23 protein-coding genes are annotated in these 24,342 nt (G+C 64.8%); 9 read left to right on the top strand and 14 right to left on the bottom strand.

Annotated features, from left to right (window positions below):
- Positions 1-274: 274 nt before the first annotated feature.
- Complete coding sequence (locus ACG10_RS01115; protein WP_089166794.1) at positions 275-826, top strand: ATP-dependent Clp protease proteolytic subunit; 552 nt, start codon at positions 275-277, stop codon at positions 824-826.
- 52 nt (positions 827-878) lie between these two features.
- Here ACG10_RS01115 and ACG10_RS01110 read toward each other — a convergent pair whose 3' ends face one another.
- Positions 879-1,037, bottom strand: coding sequence for a hypothetical protein (locus ACG10_RS01110; RefSeq protein ID WP_227028780.1), 159 nt, complete (start codon positions 1,035-1,037; stop codon positions 879-881).
- 264 nt (positions 1,038-1,301) lie between these two features.
- Between ACG10_RS01110 and ACG10_RS01105 the strand changes: the two genes are divergently transcribed.
- Entirely contained in the window at positions 1,302-2,105 is an 804-nt protein-coding gene (locus tag ACG10_RS01105) for a hypothetical protein (protein ID WP_232487162.1), read from the top strand.
- A 55-nt stretch (positions 2,106-2,160) separates the two neighbouring features.
- Complete coding sequence (locus ACG10_RS01100) at positions 2,161-2,691, top strand: CAP domain-containing protein (RefSeq protein WP_089166793.1); 531 nt, start codon at positions 2,161-2,163, stop codon at positions 2,689-2,691.
- A 32-nt stretch (positions 2,692-2,723) separates the two neighbouring features.
- Here ACG10_RS01100 and ACG10_RS01095 read toward each other — a convergent pair whose 3' ends face one another.
- The 4 genes from ACG10_RS01095 to cbpA all read right to left on the bottom strand — a co-directional run bounded on the left by ACG10_RS01095 (position 2,724) and on the right by cbpA (position 6,132).
- Entirely contained in the window at positions 2,724-3,680 is a 957-nt protein-coding gene (locus ACG10_RS01095) for a hypothetical protein (protein WP_232487161.1), read from the bottom strand.
- A gap of 35 nt (positions 3,681-3,715) precedes the next feature.
- Entirely contained in the window at positions 3,716-4,681 is a 966-nt protein-coding gene (locus ACG10_RS01090) for a class I SAM-dependent methyltransferase (RefSeq protein ID WP_089166791.1), read from the bottom strand.
- Positions 4,682-4,888: 207 nt separating this feature from the next.
- Positions 4,889-5,194 (bottom strand): chaperone modulator CbpM, encoded by a 306-nt coding sequence (locus tag ACG10_RS01085; RefSeq protein WP_169531214.1) that lies wholly within the window; start codon positions 5,192-5,194, stop codon positions 4,889-4,891.
- The gene (gene cbpA, locus ACG10_RS01080) at positions 5,191-6,132 is read right to left on the bottom strand and encodes a curved DNA-binding protein (RefSeq protein ID WP_089166789.1); all 942 of its coding nucleotides are present in this window, start codon (positions 6,130-6,132) and stop codon (positions 5,191-5,193) included. Before cbpA ends, ACG10_RS01085 begins: the two co-directional genes overlap by 4 nt.
- A gap of 205 nt (positions 6,133-6,337) precedes the next feature.
- On the opposite strand from cbpA, the gene ACG10_RS01075 reads away from it, so the two are divergent.
- Complete coding sequence (locus ACG10_RS01075) at positions 6,338-6,544, top strand: hypothetical protein (protein ID WP_039800991.1); 207 nt, start codon at positions 6,338-6,340, stop codon at positions 6,542-6,544.
- A 183-nt stretch (positions 6,545-6,727) separates the two neighbouring features.
- Here the strand turns inward: ACG10_RS01075 and ACG10_RS01070 are convergent, their stop codons facing one another.
- From ACG10_RS01070 to trpB, 5 genes are all read right to left on the bottom strand, one after another.
- Positions 6,728-7,450 carry a DUF892 family protein gene (locus ACG10_RS01070; RefSeq protein WP_039800990.1) on the bottom strand — a complete coding sequence of 241 codons (723 nt, stop codon included), beginning with the start codon at positions 7,448-7,450 and terminating at the stop codon, positions 6,728-6,730.
- An 11-nt stretch (positions 7,451-7,461) separates the two neighbouring features.
- The gene (locus ACG10_RS01065) at positions 7,462-8,631 is read right to left on the bottom strand and encodes a hypothetical protein (protein WP_089166788.1); all 1,170 of its coding nucleotides are present in this window, start codon (positions 8,629-8,631) and stop codon (positions 7,462-7,464) included.
- A gap of 834 nt (positions 8,632-9,465) precedes the next feature.
- Entirely contained in the window at positions 9,466-11,850 is a 2,385-nt protein-coding gene (locus ACG10_RS01060) for an SIR2 family protein (protein ID WP_089166787.1), read from the bottom strand.
- A gap of 187 nt (positions 11,851-12,037) precedes the next feature.
- A complete protein-coding gene (trpA, locus tag ACG10_RS01055) occupies positions 12,038-12,847 on the bottom strand; it encodes a tryptophan synthase subunit alpha (RefSeq protein WP_089166786.1) in 810 nt (269 codons plus the stop codon).
- On the bottom strand, positions 12,844-14,064 hold the full coding sequence (gene trpB, locus ACG10_RS01050) for a tryptophan synthase subunit beta (protein ID WP_089166785.1): 1,221 nt from the start codon (positions 14,062-14,064) through the stop codon (positions 12,844-12,846). Before trpB ends, trpA begins: the two co-directional genes overlap by 4 nt.
- A gap of 132 nt (positions 14,065-14,196) precedes the next feature.
- On the opposite strand from trpB, the gene ACG10_RS01045 reads away from it, so the two are divergent.
- The 4 genes from ACG10_RS01045 (at position 14,197) to ACG10_RS01030 (ending at position 18,604) form a co-directional block, all read left to right on the top strand.
- Positions 14,197-15,099 (top strand): LysR family transcriptional regulator, encoded by a 903-nt coding sequence (locus ACG10_RS01045; protein ID WP_232487160.1) that lies wholly within the window; start codon positions 14,197-14,199, stop codon positions 15,097-15,099.
- Positions 15,100-15,395: 296 nt separating this feature from the next.
- Entirely contained in the window at positions 15,396-17,198 is a 1,803-nt protein-coding gene (locus ACG10_RS01040) for an ABC transporter ATP-binding protein (protein WP_039800977.1), read from the top strand.
- Positions 17,199-17,284: 86 nt separating this feature from the next.
- Entirely contained in the window at positions 17,285-17,500 is a 216-nt protein-coding gene (locus ACG10_RS01035) for a dodecin (protein ID WP_039800975.1), read from the top strand.
- A 108-nt stretch (positions 17,501-17,608) separates the two neighbouring features.
- On the top strand, positions 17,609-18,604 hold the full coding sequence (locus tag ACG10_RS01030) for an LLM class flavin-dependent oxidoreductase (protein WP_039800973.1): 996 nt from the start codon (positions 17,609-17,611) through the stop codon (positions 18,602-18,604).
- Between the two features lie 75 nt (positions 18,605-18,679).
- Here the strand turns inward: ACG10_RS01030 and oadA are convergent, their stop codons facing one another.
- The gene (gene oadA, locus ACG10_RS01025) at positions 18,680-20,479 is read right to left on the bottom strand and encodes a sodium-extruding oxaloacetate decarboxylase subunit alpha (RefSeq protein WP_089166783.1); all 1,800 of its coding nucleotides are present in this window, start codon (positions 20,477-20,479) and stop codon (positions 18,680-18,682) included.
- Positions 20,480-20,527: 48 nt separating this feature from the next.
- Positions 20,528-21,943, bottom strand: coding sequence for an acetyl-CoA carboxylase biotin carboxylase subunit (locus ACG10_RS01020; protein WP_089166782.1), 1,416 nt, complete (start codon positions 21,941-21,943; stop codon positions 20,528-20,530).
- Positions 21,944-22,151: 208 nt separating this feature from the next.
- On the opposite strand from ACG10_RS01020, the gene ACG10_RS01015 reads away from it, so the two are divergent.
- The gene (locus tag ACG10_RS01015) at positions 22,152-23,114 is read left to right on the top strand and encodes a LysR family transcriptional regulator (protein ID WP_039800968.1); all 963 of its coding nucleotides are present in this window, start codon (positions 22,152-22,154) and stop codon (positions 23,112-23,114) included.
- Here the strand turns inward: ACG10_RS01015 and ACG10_RS01010 are convergent.
- Both ACG10_RS01010 and hexR read right to left on the bottom strand, forming a co-directional pair.
- Positions 23,056-23,280 carry a PA3496 family putative envelope integrity protein gene (locus ACG10_RS01010; protein ID WP_039800965.1) on the bottom strand — a complete coding sequence of 75 codons (225 nt, stop codon included), beginning with the start codon at positions 23,278-23,280 and terminating at the stop codon, positions 23,056-23,058. The genes ACG10_RS01015 and ACG10_RS01010 overlap by 59 nt on opposite strands.
- A 104-nt stretch (positions 23,281-23,384) precedes the next feature.
- A complete protein-coding gene (gene hexR / locus ACG10_RS01005) occupies positions 23,385-24,251 on the bottom strand; it encodes a transcriptional regulator HexR (protein ID WP_039800963.1) in 867 nt (288 codons plus the stop codon).
- Positions 24,252-24,342 lie beyond the last annotated feature (91 nt).

The following is a 24,342-nucleotide window of genomic DNA, read 5'->3' as shown; positions in this document are numbered from 1 at the left end:
GAGACCCGCCGGGCGCGATGCGATCTGGAAACGCTGGAACTGCCTGCTCCCCTGCGACTCCATAACAGGGAGTGTCGCCGACCGCCGTGCCCGCTCCAGGCAGAGCGGAAGCCCCGGCCCAGGCAAGGCGGCTCCCGGCGAGCGGAACAACCCGGAACGGTGCCGACAGCGAGGTATTGAACATGCCGCAAGGGATACCGGAGCAGGAAGACGGGAACATGGCGGAGGTCATGAAGAGCCATGGTGAAGCCAAACATCACAAGGGCAGTAATCCATGACGAATCATGTCATTCACTTCACGGGGCCGATCAACTCTTCGACCTGCGGGCAGCTCATAAACAAATGCTCGCAGGCGCTGAAGCAGGATGCGTCCGAAATCACCCTCAAGATCGCCACCATGGGCGGCGAATGCAGCTATGGCTTTTCCCTCTACAACTTCCTGCTGTCGCTGCCCATCCCGGTCAATACCCACAACCTCGGCACCGTCGAGTCCATGGGCAATATCATCTTCCTGGCCGGGCAAAGGCGCACCGCCTGCCAGCACAGCAAGTTTCTCTTTCATCCCTTCCACTGGACCATCCACGGTTCGGTCGACCACGCCAGGATGTCCGAATACGCCATGAGCCTGGATTTCGACCGCGTCCTGTACGCACGGATCGTCGAGGAGCGCACCCAGGGAGCCAAGGAGCGCCTCGACGTCTCCCAGTACCTGACCGCCGACTCGCGGATCATCACGCCCGACGAAGCCATTTCCGCGGGGCTGATCCACGCCGTGGATGACCTCGGCATGCCCGCCGACACGACCAGCTGGTGCATCCACTCCTGACACGGCGCCGCGAAGCGATTCGCGGCGCCGTGCGCGCAGCGGCCGCCGACAATCAGCAGGGGTTCAGATTGTCCCCCTCCTCGTGCTCCGGCTCCATGTCCTTCCTGTCCTGCTCCACCACCACCGCCTCGTCGTAGAAGCCCGGCGGAATCTCGCCCTCGTCGACACTCGCCTCATCGTCGTCCGGATTCAGGTCGCGTCCCCTGCTCACCGGATCGCACGGTCCCGGATACGACGTTTCTCTGCCTCGACCATGACTCATGACTACCTCCCGGCAGGCCCGCCACACGCGGGGCCCTGATCCATTGGAGCGGCCACGGGATCGAAGCGTTCGGGCGGCGGCACGACCGTCCGTCAAGACGCCGGGCGGGCATCTGCGGCATCATGCCCGGACATCGGCACAGGGGCGCGTCTGCCACCAGGCGCCCATGAACGCATCCGTCGCCCCCTTTCGGCGACGTCCGGGAGGTCGATCGTGCAGTACCTGTTCGTCCTCGGGGCACGCGACCCCGAGATGGTGATCATCGAGGGGCTGGTCCGCAACGCCGGACACAAGGTGGCCTATGCCATGGCCGGAGAGCGGCGGGTATACGCCGGCAACGCCTATGCCGCCGAGCGGACCTCGGCGCGGCCGGGCCAGCAGCGCGGCCCGGTCGTCTGGGTCGAATGCGCGCTGGCCGACCGCGCCGTCCCGCGGGACCTCGTCGTGGATCATCATCACGCGGGCGATCCCGGTTTCAGCATGCCTGCCGAGCGCTTCTGGGAAGGCGCCTCGCTCGGCCAGGTCTGCACGCTGCTCGGCATCGAGCCCACCCGGGAGCTGCGCCTGGCGGCGGCGGCCGACCATTGCCTGAACGCGGCCTATCTCGGCCGCTGCCCCGGCATCACGGCGCAGCAGATGCGCGCCTGGCGCCTGGCCTCCCGCGCCGCCTGGCAGAAGATCGCCCCCGAACTGCTGGCCGAGCGGATCGAGGCCGGCATCGCGCAGCTGCGGACGCTCGGGCGGCTGCGTATCGGCGGCTTCGAATTCGCCAATGCGCTGGACCGGCAGATCCCGGAGATCGCGGAGGCCTCCGCGATTCTCGGCGTGGCCGTGATGTACAGCCTGGCCGAACCGCGCTCCGGGCGGATCAAGGTCGGTGCGCTGAACGGCAGCCCGGAGATGCTGGAAGCCTGGATGGCGTTCGCCCGCGACGTGCTCGATCTGGCGGATGTCTATGGCAGTCCGCTGCGCGGCTATGCGGGGGGATACCTGCGGGAAGGCGCGACGGCCGGATAATGGCAGAATCGCCACCCGCCAATCCGGCACGATCCTCCAGCACGAAACCGCCCCCATGCCTACCCGCTACCTCCCGCACTGCCTTGCCGTCCTGCTGCTGTCCGCCTGCGCCAGCGCATCCGCCCAGCAAACCCCGCAAGCCAAGGCGCCCGGCTCGCGCCTCGCCACGGCCGAGGTGCAGACCCTGCTGCGCGAGCACAACCGGGCGCGGGCGGCGGTCGGCGTCGCGCCCCTGCAATGGTCGGCGCCGGTGGCCAAAACCGCCCAGCGCTGGGCCGACCACCTCGCCACCAGCAGCTGCCGCATGCAGCACAGCCGGGGCTCGGGCTACGGTGAAAACCTGTTCATCGGCACGGCCGGCCATTACGGCGTGAAGGATGCCGCCCTCGCCTGGGAACAGGAGAAAAGGCTCTACAGGGGCGGCGTGCTGAAGGTGGGCAAGACCCAAGGCATCGGCCACTACACGCAGATGGTCTGGCGCGACACCCGCCGCCTCGGCTGCGCCCGCAGCCAGTGCAGCAACCGGGTCATCGTGGTGTGCAACTACGAGCCGGCGGGCAACTACCTGGGCAAGGCGCCGTACTGAGGCCGTGCACGGGAAGGGGCTGGCCCGGACACTCAGGCCCGGGCGGGCGCGTCGCCGCCCTGCATCTTCAGGATGTCCGCCGTGCGGTAGGTCTGGGAGATGGCCAGGTCGTTGCCGCCGATCTTGTTGACATTCTTCAGGCCGATCCTCTGCGTGCCGGGCACCAGCGGAAAGTGGTTCACATCGTTGGAGATCTGCCGGACCCGGTAGCCCTGCCGCACGGCAGTGGCGTGCAGCCAGACGTCATCGTGCCTGGGACAGCAGGCGGTGAAGGCCGTCCCCGCCGCCTTCAGGCGCCGCAGGAAATCGGCGGGATAGATGACCCCGCCGACGCCGAGGGCGAAGTTCCGGAAACTGGCCTCCTCCTCCAGGCAGAAACGCCAGTTCAGGTAGGGCTCGATCCGCCCGTCGGTGATCCGCACGCACAGGGCCTTGTAGGCGACGACGGTTTCCGGCGTGGCCCGGTGCGACTCGTGCAGCCTTTTCAGCCAGGTCGGCGGATAGAAGCTGTCGTCGTCGGCCGTCACCAGGACACCTTCTATCTCCTCATGCTCGAGGAACGGATAGTATTTGGTGTGCGGACCATAGTTGCGGCACAGGCGAATCTCCAGCCCCCTTTTCTGCAGCCTTTGCAGCGACGCCGGCAGCTTGGCGAAGATCCCGGCATCGTCGAGCCAGAGAATCAGCCGCCCGGGCTTTTCGAGTCCCGCCGCGATCGACTCTATTGCCAGGTAGACCCGTTCGGTGCGCGTCGAATGGCTGGTGAGCGAGACGGTCACGCCCCCTGGCGCACAGACGGGGTCCGAAGAAAATCGGTTTCTCAGGAAATACCTGAAGGCGAGCCAGGTCCTTTCGATCTTCTTGACGAGCTTGTTGCGCTTTCTTGTCGCTTTTCCCGCTGGATTCAAACGCACTGAAAAACCTCCGGTCATGGGCACGGGCGCCGCGGCGCCCGGATGATGATGCCGCGTGGCGTCCGGGTCGATCAACCGGCAGCCGGCTGCCACTCCCCCGCCGAAGTCGACTATGCCGTCCGGCCTGCCGGGGCGGCGCCGGCCTGGCTGAACACCAGGGCCTTCAGGCCGCCGTCGGACTGGATGTCGGCGAACTCCGGCGGATTTTCCAGGCGCTGCTCGAAGCGCAGGCCCGGCGCCTCGCGGGCCGCCTGTTCGATGAGGAAGTCCGGGCCGATGCCCGGGTCGTTGATGCAGGCCAGGACGCTGCCTTGTCCGCCGAGCAACTCGGGCAGGCGGCGCAGGATCTTCCGGTAGTCCGTGGCGAGGGCGAAGCTGCCCTTCTGGAAGGAAGGCGGATCGACGATGACCAGATCGTAGGGGCCGCATTTCTTCACCTTGCCCCACGACTTGAACAACTCATGACCCAGAAAGGTCACCCGCGCCAGGTCATGGCCGTTCAGGCGGTGATTGTCCCGTCCGCGGCTCAGGGCCGCCCTGGCCATGTCCAGGTTCACCACATGCTCGGCGCCGCCGGCAATCGCGGCAACGGAAAACCCGCAGGTGTAGGCGAACAGATTCAGCACGCGCTTGCCGCGGGCCTGGGCCTGGACCCAGCGGCGCCCATAGCGCATGTCCAGGAACAGGCCACTGTTCTGTTTCCGGCCCAGCTCCAGCTGGTAGCGCAGGCCATTCTCGGTGATCGGCCATTCCTCCACGGCCTCGCCCAGCAGCACCTCCGTCGCGCTGTCCGGCCGGTAGCGGTGGTGCAGCAGCAGCGAATGCGCATCGCTGTGCCGCCAGGCGGGCGACCCGGCAAGCGCCACGAGCATCCGCCGCAACGCCTCCCCCTCGGCATCCGCCGGCTCCCGGAACAGCGACACCAGCAGCACGCCCTGCAGCCAGTCGACGGTGACATGCTCGAGCCCCGGCCAGCGGCGCCCCCGCCCGTGGAACAGACGACGGGCCTCCTCGGGGGCGGGGTTCAAGGCGGCGAGCAGATGCTGGTGCAGGGTATCGAGGGCTTCTGAGTTCATGGGACATCGTCGGTTGTGCGTTGCCCGCATTTTAAACGCAGACGGGGTTTCCCCTGCGGCAAAAGGCCGGGAGCCGGGAAACCGTGAGTACGCGGCGACCTGGCCCGATGCAAATAGGGCGTCACCCTTCGCTGGCGCCTGCGCTCCCGCGTGGGAGCCAGGCCGATGGATGCTCCGCGTCCAACCATTACGACTGGCAATCGAGCGCTACGGCTCCATGAAGCGCAATAGCCGCCGTCGCAGGCTTTCGTTCTCGGCGCGCAGGCGCGCCACTTCGTCGAGCAGCTCCAGCGCCACGGCCACCGCCTGCCAGTCGAGCTCCAGTTGGCGTTGCAGGCGCAGCGCCTGACGCAGCCGGTCCAGGGCGGCGGGATCGAAGCGCCAGTCCCGGGGGCTGCCGCCGCCCGCTTCGACGATGCCGTGTTCGACGATCTCGATCAGGCTCTCGGCGGGCAGTTCGACCAGCTGGCAGCATTCTTCCAGGGTCAGTTGCACGGTCAGGGTTGTGCTCATTCCGGGTTGCTCCATTGGCTGCGCGGGTCGAAGCCCGCCGCGTCGCGCAGCTGGGTCCATAGCTTGTGGAGGTGTTCGTCGCTGCGCGGCGGCATCACCACCTTCAGTACGGCATAGAGATCGCCGACGCCGTGCTTGTCCTTCAGTCCCTTGCCCTTGATCCGCAGGCGCTGCCCGCTCTGGCTGTCCGGCGGGATGCTCAGGTGGATGCGGCCGGACAGCGTCGGCACCTCGATCCGCGCGCCCAGCGCGGCCTCCCAGGGCGCCAGGGGGACGGTGATGGTGAGGTCGTGGCCATCGACGTCGAAGAGCGGGTGGGGAACCAGGCGGATGAACAGATACAGGTCGCCGCTCGGTCCGCCATTGACGCCCGGCGCGCCCTGGCCCTTGAGGCGGATGCGCTCGCCATTGGCGACCCCGGCGGGAATCTTGACGTTGAGGCTCCTGGGCTGGTTGATGCGCTGGCCGTGCTCGTCGAAGCTGGGCAGCACGTAGTCGATCGGCTTGCTGTGCTCGCCAAGGGTTTCCTCGAGGAACACCGGCAGTTCCAGCTCGATGTCCCGACCCCGCCGGGGCGCCCGGGCGTGCTGATGGCTACCCGGCCGGCCGCCGAAGATCGACTCGAAGAAGTCGGAGAAATCGCCGCCGAAATGCTCGTGCGCTCCGCCGAAACCGTGCGCCCGCTGCCAGCCGGGCGGCACCTCGAACTGCTCGCCGGCGCGGCCGTACTGGCGAAGCTGGTCGTACTCGGCACGCTTCTCCGCGCTGCCCAGCACCTCGTAGGCCTCGGCCACCTCCTTGAAGCGGTTCTCCGCGCCGGCCTCCTTGTTCATGTCCGGATGGTACTTGCGCGCCAGCCGGCGGTAGGCCGTCTTGATGGTCTTCTCGTCGGCCGTGGGCTCCACGCCGAGCATCGCGTAATAGTCCTTGAACTCCATGGAGGCTCCCCTGATTCGCTCGCTCTCAGTCTAGGCCCGCCGCCGGGGGAGAGGATCGAGCAGAAGACGGTTGCAGGCGGATGAAGCGAGCCGCCATATCCCTACCCGACGTAAGTCGATTGCCTATAACGCCCCTACTGCGGCATAGTGACGCAAGCTCATATGTAGGCACCTATTGAAAAGCCCATGCCTTCCGGAGGTAATGATGATCGCCGATCCGATTGTTTCCAGCGCCCTGGTCGTGGTTCTTCTCGCCTTTTCCGTATACCTGGCCACCGGGCCGCGTCGCCCCGCATCCGGCCCGGATGTCCCCGACAACGATAGGCCACTCGCCGAAACGAACCCCTCCGGCCGGGACGAGGGCGAGAGGCTGCCGGCGCTGTACCAAGGCAAGCGGAGCCTGTGCATCTAAGGTCAGCCCGCTCCGGGCAAGCGGCCTGAAGGAGAGCGGTGGACAAGCAAGGCGTTGCGGGGCTTGGCAAGGGAATGACCATTGCCCGCGCCCCGCGCCTTGCCTGGCGGCATTTGACGCGGCAACGCGGCTCACGCCAAAACGTCAACAGACCCTAGCCGATACCACGGACGCAGCAGGGCATCAGACCTGACGCATGACCTCCATAGCCAGCCAGTTTCGCACCGTTTCCAGATGCATTTGTTCCTGTGCCAGCGCTTTGTTGAAGGAGTCGGCAATCTCGTTCTGGCCGCTGGTTTCGGCTAGCCGGATCAGTAATTCCCAGCCGGCATTGTCGGTCAGCTCGGCGGTCAGCAGGGCATTGAGCGACTGCGCCAGGTTGGTCCGTGGGTCACTGACCACCTGAAGTATGCCAGCAGCCGACACACCCACCACATCGGCACAAGGCGTCATCGCCGTCGGATCTGCTCCCAGCCTTTCCAGAGCCCCTTCGAGCAGCTTGAAATGCTCCGCCTCTTGATCATGGAAGTTTTGCAAAGTCTCGAGCATATCTTCCGTATCCACATCCTCAATGGCCTGCACCTTTGCCATCAGAGCTTCGTAGAGGCGGGTACCGCTCCGCTCAAAAGCCAGGCGCTCGCCAAGCTTGTCGATCAATACTTCCGGGTTGACTCCAACCAGCGTGTTCAGCGCGGTCTTGAGCATGCCCTTAGTCGAGCCGGGCAGCGGCACCGAACCGATGGACTCGGCTTCGGACGCCAGCTCGGTACGTTCCAGCGCGAGCCTTTGCTCGTTGCCTGGGACATCCGGTAGTACCTCCTGGGAGGCCTTGATCTGTTGCTCGCTGTCCAGTGGCGACAGCCGTGCGCCAGTGTGGTTGAGTCCGATCTGGGTAGCGTTCTGCATGGCCGCTCTCCTCAGGAGGCTTTAAGGTTAAGTTCCGTACCCGGCGCCCATTGGTAACCGGCCGAGACGGTTTCGGCGGGGACACCTGCCGAATTAAGCTGGTTGCGATAGTCGAGGCTCGCTTCACCCTCGTTCCGACGATCCACATATTCATTGCCCTTGGCGCGCAGGTCGACCTCATCGGCGAGCACCTGGCGCACGAACTTCCGCTGGCTCTTGAATTCGACCATTTGGGGCAGCGGACCGGTGAGGATTTCTCCGGCGTCGCGCCGTTCGTACCGCTCGAACAACTCGGAAACCAGATTGAGGTGTCCCAGTTCGTAGTCGAGGAAGCGCTCCCAGATCGCCTTGATGCGCGGGTTGGTCTCCTGGTCTACGCAGCTGTAGTAGTTGTAGGCTTCCATGGCTTCATGGATCAGCCATTTTTCCAGGAAGCTTTCATTCGGGTCCTGCAATGAACCGTACTGGGTAACATGCTGCTCTTCGACCGAGGCGATCTCGGCATAAAGCTGGCGCGCCAGCGGGTCGGCGAAGGTAGGGCCGATATTCATGTAGTAGTCGTGGGTCTGGTATTCCGCTGCCGTGATCATGGCCGCGTGGATCTTGGTGATCAGCGCCGCCGAATCGCGCTGGTAAGCGTCGCGTAGATCATCTTCGGGTGCCCGGTGGTGAAAGGTGGTGGGCCTGCCGGGAATGATGTCGGTGTAGCCTTGGAGAATGTTGTTCGCATCCTTGCCCTCCAGCCGGTCGAGCAGCGCCGAATAGCGGTAGAGGTGATCGAAATCCTCCAGCAGGCCAAACCGGTAGGTCTGGGCCTGGTAGGCGTCGGGTTCGGATTGTGCCACCGCCGCCGTCACCTCGATGGCGACTTGTTCATAAGCGATCGTGGTTTCGAGTGGCGAGTGATCGGCGGAAAGCAGCCAGTTGACCATGGTGGCCTGGTGATGCTCAGCACGGCGAACCTCGGCTAGAGGCAAGCGCAGTTCGCCATGGAAGCGCGCGCCGATGTGCTTGAGACGCAGGGCATCGAGTTCGATGCCGTTCATCAGAATGATGCGAACACGTGTGAACGCATCGTCATCCAGTTTGCTGATGGGTTTGCCGGCCATCTCCCTCCAGGTGAACTTCTGTTGCTCCAGGGGACAACCTTTGGCGTCGAGTAGACTGGTCAGGGTTTCCATTTGGGCCTCCTGAGGATTGATAGAGGCAGTTATCAGCCTCCCCCGAGTTGACTCGAAACCGTGTGGCATGGTTGCAGTTGCACGATAAGCGGAGGGACAGCGGAGCATGCTTCCGCATGCCTAGTCGAGGCCTCGCTGCCCAAGCCACCGGTCGAGAACGGCGGCGGCAAAATCTGAGTGCCTCACCTGACCGTTTCGGTAGGGTGTTGCCATGCTCTATCACGAACTCGGCGTTGCCGAACGCGCCACGATCCAGATGTCCCCGAAAACGACATGCCGCTCGCCGAAACGAACCCGCCCGGCCGGGACGAGCGCGAGAGGCTGCCGGCGCTGTACCGGGGCAAGCGGAGCCTGTGCGTCTGAGGCCAGCCCGGTTCGGGCAGCGGGCCTGAAGAAGAGCGGTGGACAAGCAGAGCGTTATCCACCCTACCCAGCCTGATCCCCCCGCGTAGGGTGGAAAACCGCGAAGCGTTTTCCACCGGCGAATGTCCAGGCTACTCGCTTATCCACAAGCGCGGTGTTCAGTCCCGTAGGGTGGACAACTCGCGCAGCGATTGCCCACCGCAGCCGAGGCGAATTGGTGGACAAGGCTGCGCCGTTGTCCACCCTACTCGCTTTCATTGCACTGAAAGCACGCGATGCGCTCGCCGGAACTTATGTATAACGACGAGCGCGGGAGCGTGGGCACGATCAAAGCGGGGTGGCATCGTAGGGTGGGCAACTCGCGCAGCGATTGTCCACCGCAGTCATTGGTAGACAAGGCTGAGCCGTTGTCTACCCTACGTGCTGTTAGGGGAGTGCAGTACCGGTGGGGGGCGGTACTGCCAAGTGCAGTTAGCAGACTGCTTTTTTCATAGCTGCTGCGACCAAGTTGCTCAACTTTGCGATGTCTTGCTCTGTGTTTCCTAGTCCATCTTGAACTAGTGCATCTCTTGCTTTAATTAGATGGCGATAGATGTCTCGCCAGAGCTCTCCATCGGAACATGTATACCGCGTGATGAAATCCCCAAGATCAAAGATCGCTCTCAGTGCATGACGCCTGTGGCTGTTGTCTGAGAGCATTTCTACAACAACGTCAAGGTGCTGGAGGATTTTTTCGTGATTGGCTTCGGTTGGCTTTCTGGATGCAACCGATAGATACACCCTGAGTGCGTGAGTGTCGATCTGGTATGTCTTAAATCCATATTCAACTCTGTCGTATGCGGTTTCAATGTAGGTTCTTGCCTGCAAGTAATCATTCATTGACAGCATTAGAATGGAATACTGCAGCCAGAATAGTGGCTCTCTATTTATAAAGCTGTCTCTGTGTAGTTCATCAAATAGAGAAAGGATTGCATTATGCTGTTCGTCGCCAGCAACCCTGCAGAGCCTGGTCAGATTGGAGATCTGCATTAGCTCTGCTACGATGGAGTTATGCTTTCTGTTTTCTTTCTTTAGCTTTACCGAGAACAGCAGGCATTTCCGGACTATTTCTAGAAGTTCTTCAGATTCAAAGAAGCTAGCGAGGAGGAATCCGGAGAAAGTCGATGAGTAGATTTCTGCGTCCCCCTCGGAAAACCTAAATACCTCAAGCGCGCGACTCTTGCATACTGCGAATTCTATAGATACATCCCTATTGAATACGCTTTTTAAATATGCATTTCCGATGTCGCTTCCAAGCCACTTGAATAATCCAAATGCACCGAGAATGTTTTTTCTGTGAGGTGTATCTAGGATTGGGGAGATTCGGCTCCTGATGCTATCCATGACTTTAGTGTTCTTGTAGATCATGGACACGACGTCGCGGAAGCTCTCGCAGTTTCTCAGCTCTTTACGCTCAGTGTCCCCAAGCAGTCCGGCATCATCTAGTAGGAGTGTGAGTTGCTGCTTTTCCTCTCCGCGGAAGCCATTAAGAGAGACGTAGTCAATTGGGCTTGGGAGTTTGTCGTTGATTTCGTGGAGGCGTACTTCCCAGACGCCAGATCTAATGGCTGAAATAAATTTTGCACCCCCAATCATCCCAGTGATTAGTGGTATCAGATCGATCGCCGTATTATAGTTATCAAAGATGAATATTGGTTCTGTGATTCCTGAGTCTCGTATTACCGTTATTTCATCCAGTGCGGCAGCAGACAAGTCTACACACCAGAAGCACTTTTTCCCTTGAGCTATTAGCTCGTGGGAGAGTATATGCAAGAAAATGGATTTCCCGTTGCCAGTATGGGAGTGAATCAGTAGCGTTGTGACACGGTTTAGCGTATCAAGAGCCTCTGCTATCGACTCCGAGCGTGGCACTATATACCTGCGGGAACTTTTATCGCGAGCTGCAAAACAGCGCCTGTCATCGAACTGACCGAAAACTATAAGGTTGTGAGTCTCCATTAGTGTCGGTGCGGGGAGTTTTTTGCCATCTTTGAATGGATTGATCTCTCGAAAGGCTTTGAGCCTGCTAAGGTTGCTACCCTTTTCGGGCCTAGGGGCTGTATTGCAATATAGGGAAAATGCCTCAAGGTCAGCATAGACAATCTTTCCGTAGCCATCTGCTTTACGCTCGAAGATTGGATCTTTTTTGCGCTTCAGAAAATAAATCTTCCCTTTCCATGCATCATCTTTCGACAAGAGGGATGCTATAAGGTAGTCGCTCAGGCTGTATCCAAGAAAGAATACTGCACTGGCGAATCGAACATCTCGACAGAACTCCTCGTACCATGCGGACTCAATAAAATGCTGCTTTGCATATGAGTCGAAGTCAAGGATAAACTCATCGAAAACATCTGCCCCCATATTTGATACGTTTGAGATGCTGCCGTGAAGATGGATGACTGATCCGTGTTTTATTTTCTTCGGAAGTCCATCTCTCCAGCTGTAGGAGATGCCCCGGATGCCCTTGGAGGCATAGTGAAACTCAACGGAGTTGTCATAGTTTGTGGTATATATTCTCCGCCAATCTTGGCTAAGTATATTTGTTTGTGTCTCGCTTAATTCGGTTACGCTGAAGGTGTCGTATAGGATGCTCCATGCGCCGCCTTCATTCAGGTCTGCCATCTCTTTAGCAAGAGTCGGCAGGTCATATTGCTTTATCTCGTCTTCGGATAATCCGAGCTCTTTGCCAAATAGGTCGGACAAGCCTTGACCGACGGGAAGAGGGTCTCCTTTGGAGTTTTTTGCTTCTACTGAAAATCCTGAGCCGAGGAATAGTATTGATGAAGTGGGGTCGAAAGTATTTGGTAAATTGTCCATGCTAGACGCATCATCCAATATGGCGTAAATGGCTGATTTAGAGTCGCTGCTAAAACCTTTTATTTCTGGGGATGGCGCGGCCGCCCTGTATATTATTTCTTGGCTGTAAACCGTCCATAAAAAAGAGCCGCTACCTCCTCTCGGAAGCAGCGGTGTTTCTCACCTCGAGCACAGGTAGCGCAGACGCTTACTTCCGCGCTCCCCTGACCCCCTCGGCCAGTTCGCGGCAGAGCCCCAGCACATCCCCCACCGCCTGCTCCTTGCCGGCAGCCTTGGCGATGCGGTCGACCAGTGCCGAGCCCACCACCACGCCGTCGGCCAGGCGGGCGACGCTGGCGGCGTGTTCCGGGCTGCGGATGCCGAAGCCGATGCACACCGGCAGGTCGGTGTGGCGGCGCAGGCGGGCGACGGCCTGCTCGACGTGCGCCAGGGTGGCGGCGCCGGCGCCGGTGACGCCGGCCACGGAGACGTAGTAGACGAAGCCGGAGCTGCCGGCGAGCACCACCGGCAGGCGCTCGTCGTCGGTGGTCGGGGTGGTCAGGCGGATGAAGTCGAGGCCGGCGGCCTGGGCCGGGTCGCACAGCTCGTCGTTGTGCTCCGGTGGCAGGTCGACGACGATCAGGCCGTCGACGCCGGCCTCCTTGGCGTCGGCGATGAAGCGTGCGACGCCGTAGGCATAGATCGGGTTGTAGTAGCCCATCAGCACCAGCGGGGTGTCCTGGTTGCCGGTGCGGAATTCGCGCACCATCTGCAGGGTTTTTACCATGTTCTGCTTGCTGCCGAGGGCTCGGATGTTGGCCAGCTGGATCGCCGGGCCGTCGGCCATCGGGTCGGTGAAGGGCATGCCCAGTTCGATCACGTCGGCGCCGGCCTCCGGCAGGCCCTTGAGGATCGCCAGGGAGGCGTCGTAGTCCGGGTCGCCGGCGGTGACGAAGGTGACCAGGGCGGCGCGGTTGGCTTGCTTCAGCTCGGCGAAGCGGGTCTGCAGGCGGCTCATGCGTGCTTCTCCAGTTTGTCCTGCATGTGGTGCATCACGGTCTGCATGTCCTTGTCGCCGCGGCCGGACAGGTTGATCACCATCAGGTGATCCTTCGGCAGCGTGGGCGCGCGCTTGAAGGCTTCGGCCAGGGCGTGGGAGGACTCCAGCGCCGGGATGATGCCTTCCAGGCGGCAGCAGTGGTGGAAGGCCTGCAGCGCTTCGTGGTCGGTGATCGGCACGTATTCGACACGCTTGATCTCGTGCAGCCAGGCGTGCTCCGGGCCGACGCCGGGGTAGTCGAGGCCGGCGGAAATCGAGTGGGCATCGGTGATCTGGCCATCCTCGTCCTGCAGCAGGAAGGTGCGGTTGCCGTGCAGCACGCCCGGTGCGCCACCGGCCATGCTGGCGGCGTGCTTGCCGGTGTCGATGCCGTGACCGGCCGCTTCGACGCCGACGATCTGCACGCTGGCGTCATCGAGGAAGGGGTGGAACAGGCCGATGGCGTTGGAACCGCCGCCGATGCAGGCGACCAGCGAGTCGGGCAGGCGGCCTTCCTTTTCCAGGATCTGCGCGCGTACTTCGTTGCCGATCACCGACTGGAAGTCGCGGACCATCGCCGGATAGGGGTGCGGGCCGGCGGCGGTGCCGATCAGGTAGAAGGTCGTCTCGACATTGGTCACCCAGTCGCGCAGCGCCTCGTTCATGGCGTCCTTGAGGGTGCCGGTGCCGGCGGTGACGGGGATGACCTCGGCGCCGAGCAGCTTCATGCGGAACACGTTGGCCTGCTGGCGATCGATGTCGGTGGTGCCCATGTACACCACGCACTGCATGCCGAAACGCGCAGCCACGGTGGCGGTGGCCACGCCGTGCATGCCGGCGCCGGTCTCGGCGATGATGCGCTGCTTGCCCATGCGCCGGGCCAGCAGGATCTGGCCGATGCAGTTGTTGATCTTGTGCGCGCCGGTGTGGTTCAGGTCTTCGCGCTTGAGGAAGATCTTCGCGCCGCCGAAGTGTTCGGTCAGGCGTTCGGCGAAGTACAGCGGGCTGGCGCGGCCGATGTAGTCGCGCTGGAAGTAGGCGAGCTCTTCGAGGAAGGCCGGATCGGTCTTGGCCTTTTCGTATTCCGCCGCCAGCGAGTTGATCAGCGGCATCAGGGTTTCGGCGACGAACTGGCCGCCGAACTGGCCGAACAGGCCTTTTTCGTCGGGGCCGGTGCGGTAGGAAGTCTCGGTCATGGGTGCTCCCGGAGTATGCAAAGAGGCAGGCGGTGCGCTTTTCACGGCCCACCTGCGATGGTCACACGTTAACCAATGGCGCCTCCGCCGAAAAGCGATAAGATCGCCCGGACACGTCAGGAAAACTCACCGATGACGCACCCGGACCTGCCCTCCCTGAACGCCCTGCGCGCCTTCGAGGCCGCCGCCCGCCTGCTGAGCATCAAGCAGGCAGCCAAGGAGCTGCACGTCACCCACGGGGCGGTCAGCCGGCAGATTCGCGTCCTGGAGGAGGAGCTGGGGGTGGCGCTGTTCGGCAAGGAGGGGCGCGGCGTAAAACTCACCGATGCCGGCCTGCTGCTACGGGACGCCGCCGGTGACGCCTTCGCCCGTCTGGATGGCGCCTGTGCCGAGCTGAAGCGGCGCACTGAGGAGGCGCCGTTCGTGCTCGGCTGTCCGGGGAGCCTGCTGGCGCGCTGGTTCATTCCGCGCCTGGATCGCCTCAATCGCGAGCTGCCGGAGCTGCGCCTGCAGCTCTCCGCCAGCGAGGGCGGGCCGGACCCGCGCCGGCCGGGCCTGGACGCCACCCTGCTGTTCGCCGAGCCGCCGTGGCCGGCCGACATGCGGGTCTTCGAACTGGCCGCGGAAAGCATCGGTCCGGTGCTCAGCCCGCGCCATGCACGCTTCGCCGCGCTGCGCCAGGCACCGCCGCAGGCGCTGCTCGACGAAACCCTGCTGCACACCGCCTCGCGCCCGCAGGCCTGGCCAAGCTGGGCGGCGAGCCAGGGGCTGCCGGCGGCCGGGCTGCGCTACGGCGCCGGCTTCGAGCATCTTTATTATCTGCTGGAGGCGGCGGTGGCCGGGCTCGGCGTGGCCATCGCGCCGCAGCAGCTGGTTGCCGACGATCTGGCCGCCGGGCGGCTGGTGGCGCCCTGGGGTTTCGTCGAGACGCCGGCGAAGCTGGCGCTGTGGGTGCCGCTGCGCCGCGGCGACGGCCGCGCGGAGCGGCTGGCCGGCTGGTTGAAGACGCAGCTGGCGGATCGGGCCGTGCGCTGAGTGTCGGGCTCCGGGATGAGGGGGGACGGATGCCCCCTCTCCCCGCCCGTCCGGCGGGCGGGCCGGAACCCGGCCGCTTTTCGTCCAGTCCATACTTCTCATGGGGTCCGGCCACCAGTCTCGACGGCAGGCCGGACAACGGGACAACGACAGCCGGAAGCGGGACACGCTGCGGCGCCCAGGTGCGGGGGAAGAGCTATGTGTCGGGCAGGCCCTTTTCGACAGGCTCGGCGCTTCGACTACCGGAGCGCCGGCAACGTACCGGAAGAGCGAGCGAGTGCATCCCGCTGCCGGCCATGAAGCAGAAGAAGAGCGCTCCCCGACGCAAGCCGCTGACTCTGCCCGGCCAGACGCTGCCCTTCCTGTGGCGCTATCTGCGCATGCGTCCCTGGCACTTCGGCCTCATGTTCGTGCTGATCTTCGCCGCCTCCAGTTGCGCGGTGGCCGTGCAGTACGGCATGAAGCTGCTGGTCGACGCCCTGGCCGCCGGCAACGACCGCCAGCACGCCGACGTGTGGACGCCGCTGGCCCTGTTCCTCGGGCTGATCGCCGCCGAGAACGGCCTCTGGCGCCTGAGCGGCTGGCTCGGCTGCCGCACCGTGGTGGCCAGCTGCGTGGACATCCGCGTCGAGCTGTTCCGCTACCTCACCGGCCACCCCATGCGCTACTTCAACGAGCACTTCGCCGGTGCCCTGGGCAACCGCATCACCGCCACCGGCATGGCGGCGGGCAACATCTATGGCGGCTTCGCCTGGAAGATCATGCCGCCCTTGGTCGACTTCTTCGGCGCGGTGGTGGTGCTGTTCACCGTCGACTGGCGCATGGCCGTGTCGCTGATCGTCGTGGTGCTGCTGGTCGCCGTGCTGATCACCGCCTATGGCATCCGCGGGCGGGACAAGCACCAGCGCTACGCCGCCCAGGCCGCCCAGGTCGGCGGCGAGCTGGTCGATGCGGTGTCCAACGTCTGGACTATCAAGGCCTTCTCCGCCCGCGACCGGGAGAGCGATCGCCTGGCGCGCAAGATCGGCCGCGAGGCGCGCGCCCACCGGGGCAGCTGGCTGTACATGGAGAAGACCCGCGTGCTGCACGACATCTGCCTGTCGCTGCTGGCCGCCGGCATGCTGATCTGGGCCATCCTGCTGTGGCGCGCCGGCCGCGTCAGCGCCGGCGACGTGGTGCTGGTCAGTGCGCTGACCTTCCGCATCCTCAACGGCTCCCGCGACCTGGCGCTGGCCCTGGTCGACGCCGTGCAGCAGCTCAGCGCCATCGCCGACACCCTGCGCGTGATCGTCAGGCCGCACGCCCTGAAGGACGCCCACCTGCCGCTGCCCGACGTCGACGGCACCATCGATCTGGTCGACGTGAGCTACAGCTACCCGGATGGCCGGCAGGTGTTCCAAGGCTTCAACCTGCACATCCCGGCCGGGCAGAAGGTCGGCCTGGTCGGCCCCAGCGGCGCCGGCAAATCGACCCTGGTGCAACTGATCCAGCGCCTGGACGACGTCAAGGAGGGCCAGATCCTGATCGACGGGCACGACATCCGCCAGGTCAGCGTCGACAGCCTGCGCCAGATGATCGCCGTGGTGCCGCAGGAGACCGCCCTGTTCGCCCGCAGCATCCGCGAGAACATCCGCTACGGCCGCCCGGAGGCCAACAACCGGGAGGTCGAGGAAGCGGCGCGCCTGGCCTACTGCGACGCCTTCATCCGCGAACTGCGGCACGGCTACGACACCCAGGTCGGCGAGCGCGGGGCGCGGCTCTCCGGCGGCCAGCGGCAGCGCCTGGGAATCGCCCGGGCCTTCCTCAAGGACGCGCCGATCCTGATCCTCGACGAAGCCACCTCGGCCCTCGACACCCATTCCGAGGCGGAGATCCAGGTCGCCCTGGCCGACCTGGTGCGCGGCCGCACGGTGCTGGCAGTGGCCCACCGGCTGTCCACCGTGGCCAACTTCGACCGCATCCTGGTGCTGCAGAACGGCAAGGTGGTGGAGGACGGCAGCCCGGCCGAGCTGCTCGCCCGCGACGGCCTGTACGCCTCGCTGTGGCGGATGCAGGCCGAGGGCTTCCTGCACGATCCCGAGCCGCCGGCGCCCGGCTGAGCGGCACGCTCACGACTGAACTCTCGCAGCTTTGGCCTGCCTCATCCGAACGGGGCAGGCGCCTGCCCCCCATCAGGGAGACCAGCATGTCCGACCACCACATCTACAAGAAGATCGAAATCGTCGGCTCTTCGCGCAGCAGCATCGAGGACGCCATCAGCAACGCCCTGGCCGAGGCGTCGAAAACCCTCGACTACCTGGAATGGTTCGAGGTGGCCGAGATCCGCGGGCATATCGAGAACGGCGCGGTCGGCCACTATCAGGTCACCCTGAAAGTCGGCTTCCGCCTGGCCGACAGCTGAGGCCGGCCGCCTGCCTGGGCAGGGCGGCAGTCACCGGCGGCGCCTTTTGCTTTAGTCTCCCCCTTTCCCCCAGCGGGCGAGTCCCGGGGGCGACTCGAGGAGACTTCCATGCCACGACTGGCTGATACCGCGCTTTCCATTCTCGACCTGGCGCCGATCCGCGACGACGGCGGGCCGGCCCAGGCCCTGCAGAACGCCCTGGCGCTGGCCCGGCACGCCGAGGCGCTGGGCTTCACCCGCTTCTGGGTGGCCGAGCACCACAACATGGACGGCATTGCCTGCTCCGCCACCGCGGTGCTGGTCGGCTACCTGGCGGCGGGCACCCGGCAGATCCGCGTCGGTGCCGGCGGCATCATGCTGCCCAACCATGCGCCGCTGGTGGTCGCCGAGCAGTTCGGCACCCTCGCCACCCTCTATCCGGGACGCATCGACCTCGGCCTTGGCCGCGCGCCGGGAGCCGACCACCACACCGCCCGCGCCCTGCGCCGTGACCGCCTCGGCAGCGACGACGACTTCCCGGCGGACGTCGAGGAACTGCAGGCCCTGCTCGGCCCGGCGCAGCCCGGCCAGCAGGTGATCGCCATGCCCGGGGTCGGCACCGAGGTGCCGATCTGGCTGCTCGGCTCCAGCCTGTTCAGCGCCCGGCTGGCGGCGCGCAAGGGCCTGCCCTACGCCTTCGCCTCGCATTTCGCGCCGGCCTACCTGCACGAGGCGATCCGCCTCTACCGCGACAACTTCCAGCCCTCGGCGGTGCTCGACAAGCCCTACGTGATGATCGGCGTGCCGCTCATCGCCGCGCCCAGCGACGAGGAGGCGGAATTCCTCGCCACCACCGCCTTCCAGCGCGTGCTGGCGCTGCTGCGCGGCGAGAGCCGGGTACTGCGTCCACCGGTGGAGTCGATGATCGGCCGCTGGCTGCCGCACGAGCAGGCGTCGGTCGGCGACTTCCTCGGCCTGGCGGTGATCGGCGGCCCGGAGAAGGTCCGCGCGCGCCTGGAGGTGCTGCTCGAACAGACCGGCGCCGACGAGCTGATCTTCACCGGCGACATCTACGAGCCGGCCGCCCGCCTGCGCTCGTTCGAGATCCTCGCCGGCCTGCGCTGAGGGAGAACCGGCACGCAAAAAAAAGGGAGTCTCTCGACTCCCCAAACCGCCTTTCAAACTTTCAAAACCTGCAAATCAGCCCTCGATCTCCACCAGCAGTTCGCCGGGGTTGACGCGATCGCCCTTGGCGATGTGGATGGCCTTGACCGTGCCGCCGATCGGCGCCTGCACTTCGGTCTCCATCTTCATGGCCTCGGTGATCAGGATCGGCTGGCCGGCCTTGACCTTGTCGCCCTCCTTGACCAGGACGTCGACGATGTTGCCCGGCATGCTGGTGCTGACGTCGCCCGGTGCGCCGGCCTGCTTGCGCTTGCCGGAGCCGCCGGCGACGAACTCGTTGAGCGGCTCGAACACCACTTCTTCCGGCATGCCGTCGATGGACAGGTAGAAGTGGCGCTTGCCCTCGCCCTTGAGGCCGACGCCGGTGATGTCCACCCGGTAGGTTTCACCGTGCACGTCGATGAGGAATTCGGTGGGCACGCCTTCGCTGGCCGGGCCGGCGCCTGCGGTCGGAATCGGCAGCAGCGGCTCGGGCACCAGGGTGCCGGCCTTGCGCTCCTCGAGGAACTTGCGGCCGATGTCGGGGAACATGGCGTAGGTCAGCACGTCCTCCTCGTTGCGCGCCAGCTCGCCGATTTCCGCGCGCAGCTTGGTCATTTCCGGCTTGAGCAGGTCGGCCGGGCGCACGTCGATGACTTCCTCGGTGCCGATCGCCTGGAAGCGCAGGCGCTCGTTGACCACGCCCGGCGCCTTGCCGTAGCGGCCCTGCAGGTAGAGCTTCACCTCGTTGGTGATGGTCTTGTAGCGCTCGCCGGCGAGCACGTTGAACACCGCCTGGGTGCCGACAATCTGCGAGGTCGGGGTGACCAGCGGCGGGAAGCCGAGGTCCTCGCGCACGCGCGGAATTTCGGCGAACACTTCGTTGATGCGGTGCAGGGCGCCCTGCTCCTTCAGCTGGTTGGCCAGGTTGGACATCATGCCGCCCGGCACCTGGTTGACCTGCACGCGGGTATCGACCGCGGTGAACTCGCTCTCGAACTGGTGGTAGCGCTTGCGCACGCCGTAGAAGTACAGGCCGATCTCCTGCAGCAGCTCCAGGTCCAGGCCGGTGTCGTACTCGCTGCCGCGCAGGGCGGCGACCATCGACTCGGTGCCGGGGTGGCTGGTGCCCCAGGCGAAGCTGGAGATGGCGGTGTCGATGTGGTCTGCGCCGGCTTCGATGGCCTTGAGCTGGCACATCGCGCCGAGGCCCGCGGTATCGTGGGAGTGGATGAACACCGGCAGGTCGATCTCGGCCTTCAGCGCCTTGACCAGCTCGGCGGTGGCGTAGGGGGTCAGCAGGCCGGCCATGTCCTTGATGGCCAGGGAGTCGACGCCCTTCTCCTGCATGCGCCTGCCCAGCTCGACGAAGGATTCGACGGTGTGCACCGGGCTGGTGGTGTAGCAGATGGTGCCCTGGGCGTGCTTGCCGGCGGCCTTGACCGCCTCGATGGCCACGCGCAGGTTGCGCACGTCGTTCATCGCATCGAAGATGCGGAACACGTCGATGCCGTTGACCGCCGCCTTGGCGACGAAGGCCTTGACCACGTCGTCGCTGTAGTGGCGGTAGCCGAGCAGGTTCTGCCCGCGCAGGAGCATCTGCAGGCGGGTGTTCGGCAGCGCGGCGCGCAGCTGGCGCAGGCGCTCCCAGGGGTCTTCCTTGAGGAAGCGGATGCAGGAATCGAAGGTGGCGCCGCCCCAGACTTCCAGCGACCAGTAGCCGACCTTGTCCAGCTTGTCGCAGATCGGCAGCATGTCCTCGAGGCGCATGCGGGTGGCGATCAGCGACTGGTGGGCGTCACGCAGGATGGTGTCGGTGACCGTGATCTTCTTCATTCGTCAGTTCCTCTTGAGCCTGCAGCCAGACAGCCGGGCTGGTGTTCGTCAGAGCCCGGCATGGGCGGCGATGGCGGCGGCGATGGCGATGGCCAGCTCGCCAGGCCTGCGCTTGATCGAGTAGTTGAGCAGTTCCGGGTGTTCGTCGACGAAGCTGGTGTTGAACTGTCCGCTGCGGAAATCCGGATTGCCGAGAATCTGCTGGTAGTAGGGCGCGGTGGTCTTCACCCCCTGCACGCGCATGTCGTCCAGGGCGCGCAGGCCGCGGGCCAGCGCCTCTTCCCAGGTCAGTGCCCAGACGATCAGCTTCAGGCACATCGAGTCGTAGTACGGCGGAATGGTGTAGCCGGTGTAGATCGCGGTGTCGGTACGCACGCCGGGACCGCCGGGGGCGTAGTAGCGAGTGATCTTGCCGAAACTGGGCAGGAAGTTGTTCTTCGGGTCCTCGGCGTTGATGCGGAACTGCAGGGCATAGCCGCGGTGCTGGATGTCCTTCTGCTCGATGGAGAGCGGCAGGCCCGAGGCGACGCGGATCTGTTCGCGGACGATGTCGATGCCGGTGATTTCCTCGGTGATGGTGTGCTCCACCTGGACCCGGGTGTTCATCTCCATGAAGTACACCTCGCCCTCGGCGAGCAGGAACTCCACGGTGCCGGCATTCTCGTAGCCCACCGCCTTGGCCGCGCGCACCGCCAGGTCGCCGATGTAGGCGCGCTGTTCGGGGGTCAGCTGGGGACTCGGGGCGATCTCGATCAGCTTCTGGTTGCGGCGCTGGATCGAGCAGTCGCGCTCGAACAGGTGCACGGTGTTGCCGAAGGAGTCGGCGAGGATCTGCGCCTCGATGTGCTTCGGGTTGACGATGCACTTCTCGAGAAAGACTTCCGCACTGCCGAAGGCCTTGGTCGCCTCGGAGATCACCCGCGGGTAGGCGTGCTCCAGCTCGGAGACGCTGTTGCAGCGGCGGATGCCGCGGCCGCCGCCGCCGGAGGTGGCCTTGAGCATCACCGGGTAGCCGATCCGCTCGGCCTCGCGCAGCGCCTCGGCGAGGTCGGCGACGTTGCCTTCGGTGCCGGGGGTGCAGGGCACGCCGGCGGCGATCATGCTGCGCCGCGCCTCGGTCTTGTCACCCATGCGGCGGATGACTTCGGCCGACGGGCCGATGAACTTGATCCCGCGCTGGGCGCAGATCTCCGCCAGTTCGGCATTCTCCGAGAGGAAGCCGTAGCCCGGGTGCAGGGCGTCGCAGCCGGTTTCCACCGCCAGGTTGACCAGCTTGCGCGGGTTCAGGTAGCCGGCCAGCGGATCCTCGCCGATGAAATGCGCCTCGTCGGCCCGCTTGACGTGCAGGGCGTGGCGGTCGGCTTCGGAGAAGATGGCCACCGAGCGGATGCCCATCTCGGCGCAGGCGCGCACGATGCGGACGGCGATCTCGCCACGGTTGGCAATGAGGATTTTTCTTATCACGGAGGTCTCCCTCGGCTGAACTGGCCAACTCGGACGGTCAGTCGGCAGGTGTGCTAACCCTAGGCCGAGGGATCGATTAAGAAAAATGAATATTTGTTAGGTTAAGCATAAACTACAACTTATAGCTGCACGGATAGCCCCCCATTCAGCCGGTGACTTTTCCTGCCGGGAGCCGCGCCGTGCGCCCCTTTCCGTTGCCGAGGCCCCCATGCGCAAATCCCTGATGCGCCTTACCCTGCGCCAGTTGCGGGTGTTCCGCGCCGTGTGCGAAAGCCGCTCGTACAGCCGCGCCGCCGAGGAGATGGCGCTGACCCAGCCGGCGGTCAGCCTGCAGATCCGCCAGCTGGAGGAACTGGTCGGCCAGCCGCTGTTCGAGTACGTGGCCAAGAAGCTCTACCTGACGCCGGCCGCCGAGGCGCTGCTGAAAACCAGCGAGGACATCTTCGGCCACCTGGAAAGCCTCGACATGCAGCTGTCGGACCTGCAGGGCTCGCTGCAGGGCCAGCTCAACCTGGCGGTGGAGTCCAGCGCCAAGTACCTGGTGCCGCACCTGTTCGCCGCCTTCCGTGCCCAGCACCCGGAGGTCAGCCTGCAGCTGGTGGTGGTCAATCACGCCCAGGCGGTGCGCCGCCTGTCGATGAGCCGCGACGACCTGCTGATCATGTCGCAGGTGCCGACCGAGCTGGCGCTGAACTTCTATCCCTTCCTCAACAACCCGATCGTCGCCGTGGCGCCGCCTGGGCATCCGCTGTGCGCGCGGCCGGGCCTGCGCCTGCAGGACCTGACGGACTTTCCGCTGCTGCTGCGCGAGCCCGGCTCCGGCACCCGCCGCGCCGGCGAGGAGTACTGCCACCAGAAGCGCGCGCACTTCGCCGAGACGCTGGAGATCGGCTCGACCGAGGCGCAGCTGCAGGCGGTGATCGCCGGCCTCGGCCTGGCCCTGCTGCCGCGCCATGCGGCGAGCCTGGAACTGGCCACCGGCCAGCTCTGCGAGCTGCCGGTGGAGGAGCTGCCGCTGTACCACAGCTGGTGCCTGGTGCACACCGAGGGCAAGCGGCTGAGCCCGGTGGCGCGGGCGTTCGAGACGTTCATCCGCGCCGAACGCGCGCAGATCAGCGCGCTGGCCGAGCGTTTCGCCGCGAAACCGCCGGCGCCACCGGCAGCCGGCTGACCGCCAGCAGCTCCGGATAGTCGTCCAGCTCGTGCTGCAGCTGGCGCTGCTCGTCGTAGCGTTCGATGGCCCGGCGAAAGTGCATGCGCCGCTCGTCCAGCCGCTTGCGGCGGGCCTTGGTGTCGAGGGGAGAGGGGTAGTAGGCGTCTTCCGTGTGGCGAGGCATGAGGGTCTCCCGACAGGGGGTTGGAGCCCTCAGGATTGCCGGCGGCCGGTGACGCTTTCACGGCGGGCGGATGACACTGTCGTGACCCGTGACCGCCGGCGGCGTCAGTCCTCCACCGTCCGCACCGCCTTGGGCGACAGGCGCAGGCTGCGCAGGCTGCGCTTGACGCTCTTCAGGTGGTTGACCAGGTCCGGCCCGCGGGCCATGGCCACGCCCATGGCCAGCACGTCGATCACCACCAGGTGGGCGATGCGCGAGGTCAGCGGGGTGTAGACCTCGGTGTCCTCGTGCACGTCGATCGCCACGTTGATGTTGGCCAGCTCGGCCAGCGGCGTCTGTCCGGGGCACAGGGTGATCAGGGTGGCACCGGTTTCGCGGACCAGGTTGGCGGTGATCAGCAGGTCCTTGGAGCGTCCCGACTGGGAGATGCAGATCGCCACGTCGCCGGCCTTGAGGGTCACCGCCGACATGGCCTGCATGTGCGGATCGGAATAGGCGGCGGCGGTGAGCAGCAGGCGAAAGAACTTGTGCTGGGCATCGACGGCCACCGCGCCGGAGGCGCCGAAGCCGTAGAACTCGATGCGCGGGGCCAGGGCGATGGCGTCGATGGCGCGCTGCAGCGCTTCGGGATCGAGCCGCTCGCGCACCTCCATCAGGGTATGCAGGGTGGTGTCGAAGATCTTCAGGCTGAAATCGACGACCGAATCGTTCTCGTGGATGGCGAACTGGCCGAAACTGGCGCCAGCCGCCAGGCTCTGCGCCAGCTTCAGCTTCAGGTCCTGGAAGCCGGTGCAACCGATGGCCCGGCAGAAGCGCACGATGGTCGGCTCGCTGACCCCGACCTCCTGGGCCAGGCTGGCCATCGAACTGTGCATCGCCGCCGCCGGATCGAGGAGTACATGATCGGCCACCTTGAGTTCTGACTTGCGCAACAGGGCGCGCGATTGGGCAATATGCTGCAAGAGATTCACAGGGGCTGAACTCGGTTATGATCGGGAATCGGCTGTAGTGCGCCTGTAGTTATACTACATGACAGGCGCCCAGCCCATAGCCAAACGCGTT

This window comes from Azotobacter chroococcum, from assembly GCF_002220155.1.
In the GTDB taxonomy this organism is placed as follows: domain Bacteria; phylum Pseudomonadota; class Gammaproteobacteria; order Pseudomonadales; family Pseudomonadaceae; genus Azotobacter; species Azotobacter chroococcum.
Note: the sequence above shows the minus strand (reverse complement) of the source record. Positions and strands in the feature narration are given on the sequence as shown.